4 protein-coding genes and 1 pseudogene are annotated in these 4,708 nt (G+C 76.0%); 2 read left to right on the top strand and 3 right to left on the bottom strand.

Annotation, left to right across the window (positions count from 1 at the left end):
* Window positions 1-68 precede the first annotated feature (68 nt).
* Window positions 69-1,391: pseudogene (locus ACWEQL_RS41125) on the top strand (ComEC/Rec2 family competence protein); the annotation flags it as partial.
* 73 nt (window positions 1,392-1,464) lie between these two features.
* Here ACWEQL_RS41125 and ACWEQL_RS41120 read toward each other — a convergent pair.
* Complete coding sequence (locus ACWEQL_RS41120) at window positions 1,465-1,746, bottom strand: hypothetical protein (RefSeq protein ID WP_452156536.1); 282 nt, start codon at window positions 1,744-1,746, stop codon at window positions 1,465-1,467.
* 144 nt (window positions 1,747-1,890) lie between these two features.
* On the opposite strand from ACWEQL_RS41120, the gene holA reads away from it, so the two are divergent.
* Window positions 1,891-2,886: a DNA polymerase III subunit delta gene (holA, locus tag ACWEQL_RS41115; RefSeq protein WP_452156534.1), complete on the top strand. Its 996-nt coding sequence runs from the start codon at window positions 1,891-1,893 to the stop codon at window positions 2,884-2,886.
* Between the two features lie 147 nt (window positions 2,887-3,033).
* Here holA and ACWEQL_RS41110 read toward each other — a convergent pair whose 3' ends face one another.
* Complete coding sequence (locus ACWEQL_RS41110; protein WP_452156532.1) at window positions 3,034-3,933, bottom strand: hypothetical protein; 900 nt, start codon at window positions 3,931-3,933, stop codon at window positions 3,034-3,036.
* 281 nt (window positions 3,934-4,214) lie between these two features.
* The gene (rpsT, locus tag ACWEQL_RS41105; RefSeq protein ID WP_452156530.1) at window positions 4,215-4,481 is read right to left on the bottom strand and encodes a 30S ribosomal protein S20; all 267 of its coding nucleotides are present in this window, start codon (window positions 4,479-4,481) and stop codon (window positions 4,215-4,217) included.
* Window positions 4,482-4,708 lie beyond the last annotated feature (227 nt).

The following is a 4,708-nucleotide window of genomic DNA, read 5'->3' as shown; positions in this document are numbered from 1 at the left end:
CGGTCTCCTGCTCCAGCGCGGCCAGCTGCTGGGAGACCGCGGAGGGGGTCAGGTAGAGGGCGGCCCAGGCGCTCTGCGCGCCCGTCACCGTGCTGCTGTCGTCCCATGTGAGCCTGGTCGCCGTCCCCTGCAACCTGCTCGCCGAGCTGGCCGTGGCACCGGCGACCCTGCTCGGCTTCGCGGTCCTGGCCGTCGAGCCGCTGTCACCGGCACTGGCCCGGGTGCTCGCCGAGGCCGCCGCTGTGCCGGTGGGCTGGCTGGCGGCGGTCGCCCGCGCCGGGGCGAGCCTGCCCGGGGCGCGGCTGTCCTGGCCGGACGGCCCGCTCGGAACGGTCACGCTCGCGCTCGCCACGGTGGCGGCGTGCTGGGCGGCGCCGCTGCTGCTGCCGGGACGCGCCGGGGCGACCGGCCCGCCACGACGCTCGCGGTGGTCGCGGCGGCTGCCGTGGCTGCGGTGGCCGGCACGGCCGGGGTGGCCGCGGCTGCGGTCGGTGCTCACGGCGGGCGCGCTCACCGGTGCCCTGCTCGCCGTCCTGCTCCGGCCACCCTCGCTCACCAAGCTGGCCACCGGTTGGCCGCCCCCGGGCTGGCGGCTGGTGATGTGCGACGTGGGCCAGGGCGACATGCTGGTGCTGCCGGTCACGGCGGACGGCGAGGAGCCGGACGGCCCGGGCGCGGGCGGCAGCGCCGTGGTGATCGACGCCGGACCGGATCCGGCGGCGGCCGACCGCTGCCTGCGCGGCCTCGGGGTCACCACCGTCCCGCTGCTGCTGGTCACCCACTTCCACGCGGATCACGCGGAGGGGGTGCCCGGGGTGCTGCGAGGGCGCCGGGTCGGGGCGATCCAGGGCAGCCCCCTCGACGACCCGCCGGGAGAGGCGGGCCGGGTCCGGGCCTGGGCGGCCGCCGCCGGGGTGCCCCTGCTGCGGGCCGGGCTGGGTGAGCGCCGCACGGCCGGTCCCGGGGTCAGCTGGGAGGTGCTCTGGCCGGACTCCTCCGCCGGTGCCGCCGCGCCGGGGGCGAACAACGCGAGCGTGGCGCTGCTCGTCACCGTGGGCGAGGGGCTGCGGCTGGCCCTGCTGGGCGACCTGGAGCCACCCGCCCAGGCCGCCCTGCTCGCCCGCGCCGGGCGGACCCGGGTCGATGTGCTCAAGGTGGCGCACCACGGCTCGGCCCACCAGGACTGGGCGCTGGCGGCCGCGCTCAACCCCCGGCTGGCGCTGATCTCCTGCGGGCGGGACAACCCGTACGGCCACCCCTCGCCCCGGACGGTCGACCGGCTCCGGGCGCTCGGGGCCACCGTTCTGCGCACGGACCGGTCGGGTGACATCGCCGTCCTCGGCGACGATCCGGCCACCCTCGGCGCCGTCACCCGCCCGGCCGGTGACTGACGGGGCCGGCCCCGCCGGGCCGGCCTCATCGGGGCGATCCCGCCCGTCCGCCTTTCCGGCCGGCCGGACGGGCTCAGCCCTCCTCGCGCCAGCCCTCGTACTCGGCCGCGACGGCGTCCAGTTCGCTCAGCCGTCCGGCCGTCCAGCCGTCCTCGGGAGGCTCCAGGACCACCAGCCACTGCGCGTCCTCGGCGTCGTCCTCGCCGGCCAGGGCGTCCCGGACGATCTCCAGCTCGCCGAGGCCGGGGTGGCGCGCACTCAGTTCCTCCGCGGCCTCGTCGGCGGCGTCCCGGTCGGGCAGGACCAGCAGCTGCCGGGCCTGGGGGTCGAAGTCGGTGTCGGGTGAATCAGTCACGCGCCCATTCTCGCGACCGCCTCCCGCCCGGCCGTCCACGGGGTCGGGCGCCCGTGAGGCGGGGCGCCTGCGGGCCGGGGTGTTCGTGGGGACCGGTGCTCGCCGGGCCGGGGGTGTCCGTGGACCGTGGGATGCTGGTACGCGATGGCCAGGAAGAGTGCACCCGACGACCTGCTCGCCCCGCTGACCCTCGCGGTCGGTCAGGAGGAGCTGCTGCTCGACCGCGCGGTCGCCCAGGTGGTGGCGGCGGCCAGGGCGGCGGACCCCGACACCGATGTGCGCGACCTCGCGCCCGGTGCCCTCCAGCCCGGGGCGCTCGCCGAGCTGACCACGCCCTCGCTGTTCGCCGAGCGCAAGGTCATCGTGGTCCGGGCCGCCCAGGACCTCTCCGCCGACTCCGTGAAGGAGGTCAAGGCGTACATCGAGGCCCCGGCCGAAGAAGTGATCATGGTGCTGGTGCACGCCGGCGGCGCCAAGGGCAAGGGCCTGCTGGACGCCGGGCGGAAGGCCGGCGGGCGGGAGGTCGCCTGCGCCAAGCTGGCCAAGGCGAGCGAACGGCTGGCCTTCGTCAAGGGCGAGTTCCGCACGCTCGGGCGCTCGGCGACCCCGGAGGCCTGCCAGGCGCTGCTGGACGCGCTCGGCAGCGACCTGCGCGAACTGGCCGCCGCATGCAGCCAGTTGACCTCCGACGTCGAGGGTGCCATCGACGACACGGTGGTCGCCCGCTACTACAGCGGCCGCGCCGAGGCGACCGGCTTCGAGGTCGCCGACCTGGCGGTCACCGGCCGGGCCGCCGAGGCGCTGGAGCGCCTGCGGTGGGCGCTGGCGGTCGGGCAGCCGCCCACCGGCATCACGTACGCGCTGGCCTCCGGGGTCCGCAGCATCGGGCGGCTGGCGACCACCGGTCGGAACATGCGCCCGGCCGACCTGGCGCGCGAGCTGGGCATGCCGCCGTGGAAGGTCGACCGGGTCCGTCAGCAGATGCGCGGCTGGACGGGCGACGGCGTGGCCGCCGCCCTGACCGCCATCGCCCAGGCCGACGCCGCGGTCAAGGGCGGTTCGGACGATCCCGCCTACGCCCTGGAGCGGGCGGTGGTCGCGGTGGCCCGCGCCTCCCGGGCCGGCGCCCGCCCGTACTGACATCCGCCGCACGGGCCCGCACCGCACCGGCCCACGCCGCACCGCCGCCAGCCGCACCGGCCCGCGTCGGTACGGACGCCGACGCCCGCCCGTACTCGCGCACGGACGGGCGTGGGGCGGGCGCGGGTGCGGCCGACGCCGGGAGGCTCAGCCGTTACCGCCGATGCCCTTGAGGATCTCCCGGCCGTCCGCGAGCAGGGCGTCCTTGATCTTGTCGCGGTCCGGCACCGAGCTCTTGCCCTCCTCGTAGCTGTCGGACCAGGAGAGGTAGAACGTCAGGGCGCCGTCGCGGACCTCCAGCTCGTGCGAGACGTTGTGCCAGCCCTTGGTCGACTTGCTGGGGTCGTCCCGGTACGCGAGGTAGGCCTCGTCACCGAGTCCCGGCACCTCGGTGATCTGGTACTTCTGTTGCTGGAGCGCCGACTTGGCCGCGGTGAACTCGGGGGTGGAGTTGACCGCCTTGTGCAGTTCGGCGCGGGAGTAGACCGAGGCGTAGTCGGCGGAGCCGGCCCCGCTGCGCTTGATCTGCACCGAGCAGTACATGCTGTCGAGCGACTCGTGCTTGGTGGTGTTGTGGTACGGGGTGTCGTCCGGGGTGGTGTAGATCTGGCTGAGCTTGCCCAGCTTGGCCACCGTGCACAGGTCGTCGACGACCTTGTAGTTGCGCACGCTCAGCGGCGCGGTGCCGTTGTCGCCCTTGCTGACCAGCGAGGGCACGGTGGCGACCGCGGTGGCCCAGCCGGCCGAGGCGAGCAGGGCGCCGACGAAGGCCCAGACGGCGTTGCGGCGCAGGTTCCCGCCGCGGGGGGCGCCCCCCGCGCCCGGCGGCGGGACCGCGGGGGTGCCCAGGGTCTGCGCGACGCCGGGGGAGGGCAGGCCCGGCGAGGCGGGCAGCCCGGGTGACGCGGGCAGTCCGGGGGCGGCGGGCAGACCCGGCGGCGGCCCGAAGCCCTGGGCTCCGCCGGCCGGCGGCTGCGGAGCCTGCTGCTGTTGCTGCGGGAAGTTGCCGAACCCCTGACCGCTCTGCGGCGGCGGTGGTGTCGCCATACTCGTCCCCCCTGAAATCCGTACCTACGATGATCCCCGTCGGTCCGACGACCATAGCGGTAGGCCCGGTTCCCCGGAACGGCGGGCGGGAACGCGACAGGCGCCGCAGCCGCCCCTGGGGAAGGGGCCCGCTGCGGCGCCTGCCGCACTGCTCTGTGCACCGCACCCGCGTGGCGAACGCAGGCCGCGTGCGGTGCGAATTCGTTGCTGCGCCCCGGGAGTCCGGGTAGAGGGCCGGTTCGGCCCGGGGCGGGTCGGGGCGCTCAGGCGCCCCTGCGGTGTCAGGCCTGGGCGGCGGTGACGTGCTTGGTGATGGCCGACTTCTTGTTGGCGGCCTGGTTGGCGTGGATGACGCCCTTGCTCACGGCCTTGTCGAGCGCCTTGGAGGCGGCGCGCGCCAGCACGACGGCCTTCTCGGTCTCACCGGCGGCAGCGGCCTCGCGGGCCTTGCGCAGAGCGGTCTTCAGCGAGGACTTGACGGCCTTGTTGCGCAGGCGCGCCTTCTCGTTGGTCTTGTTGCGCTTGATCTGGGACTTGATGTTCGCCACGAAAGAGCCTCAGTCTGTGTGAATCGATGGTTCGGGCTGCACCGCGCGGCCGCCGGACCTGCTGAGAGGGCATGCCGAGGGCCAGGTGCAGCGGCCCACGTTACCAGGGGCCCCGGACCGCCCCCAAACCGGTGCCCACCCGCGTGGCCCGCCCGGCACCGTCCGCCCCGCCGTACCCGTCCGCCCGGCCGCACCCGCCGGCGCGGCGCACCCCGCCCCGCCCCGCC

Source organism: Kitasatospora sp. NPDC004240 (assembly GCF_053603215.1).
The sequence above is the reverse complement of the archived record's forward strand: the minus strand, read 5'-3'. Positions and strand labels throughout refer to the sequence as shown.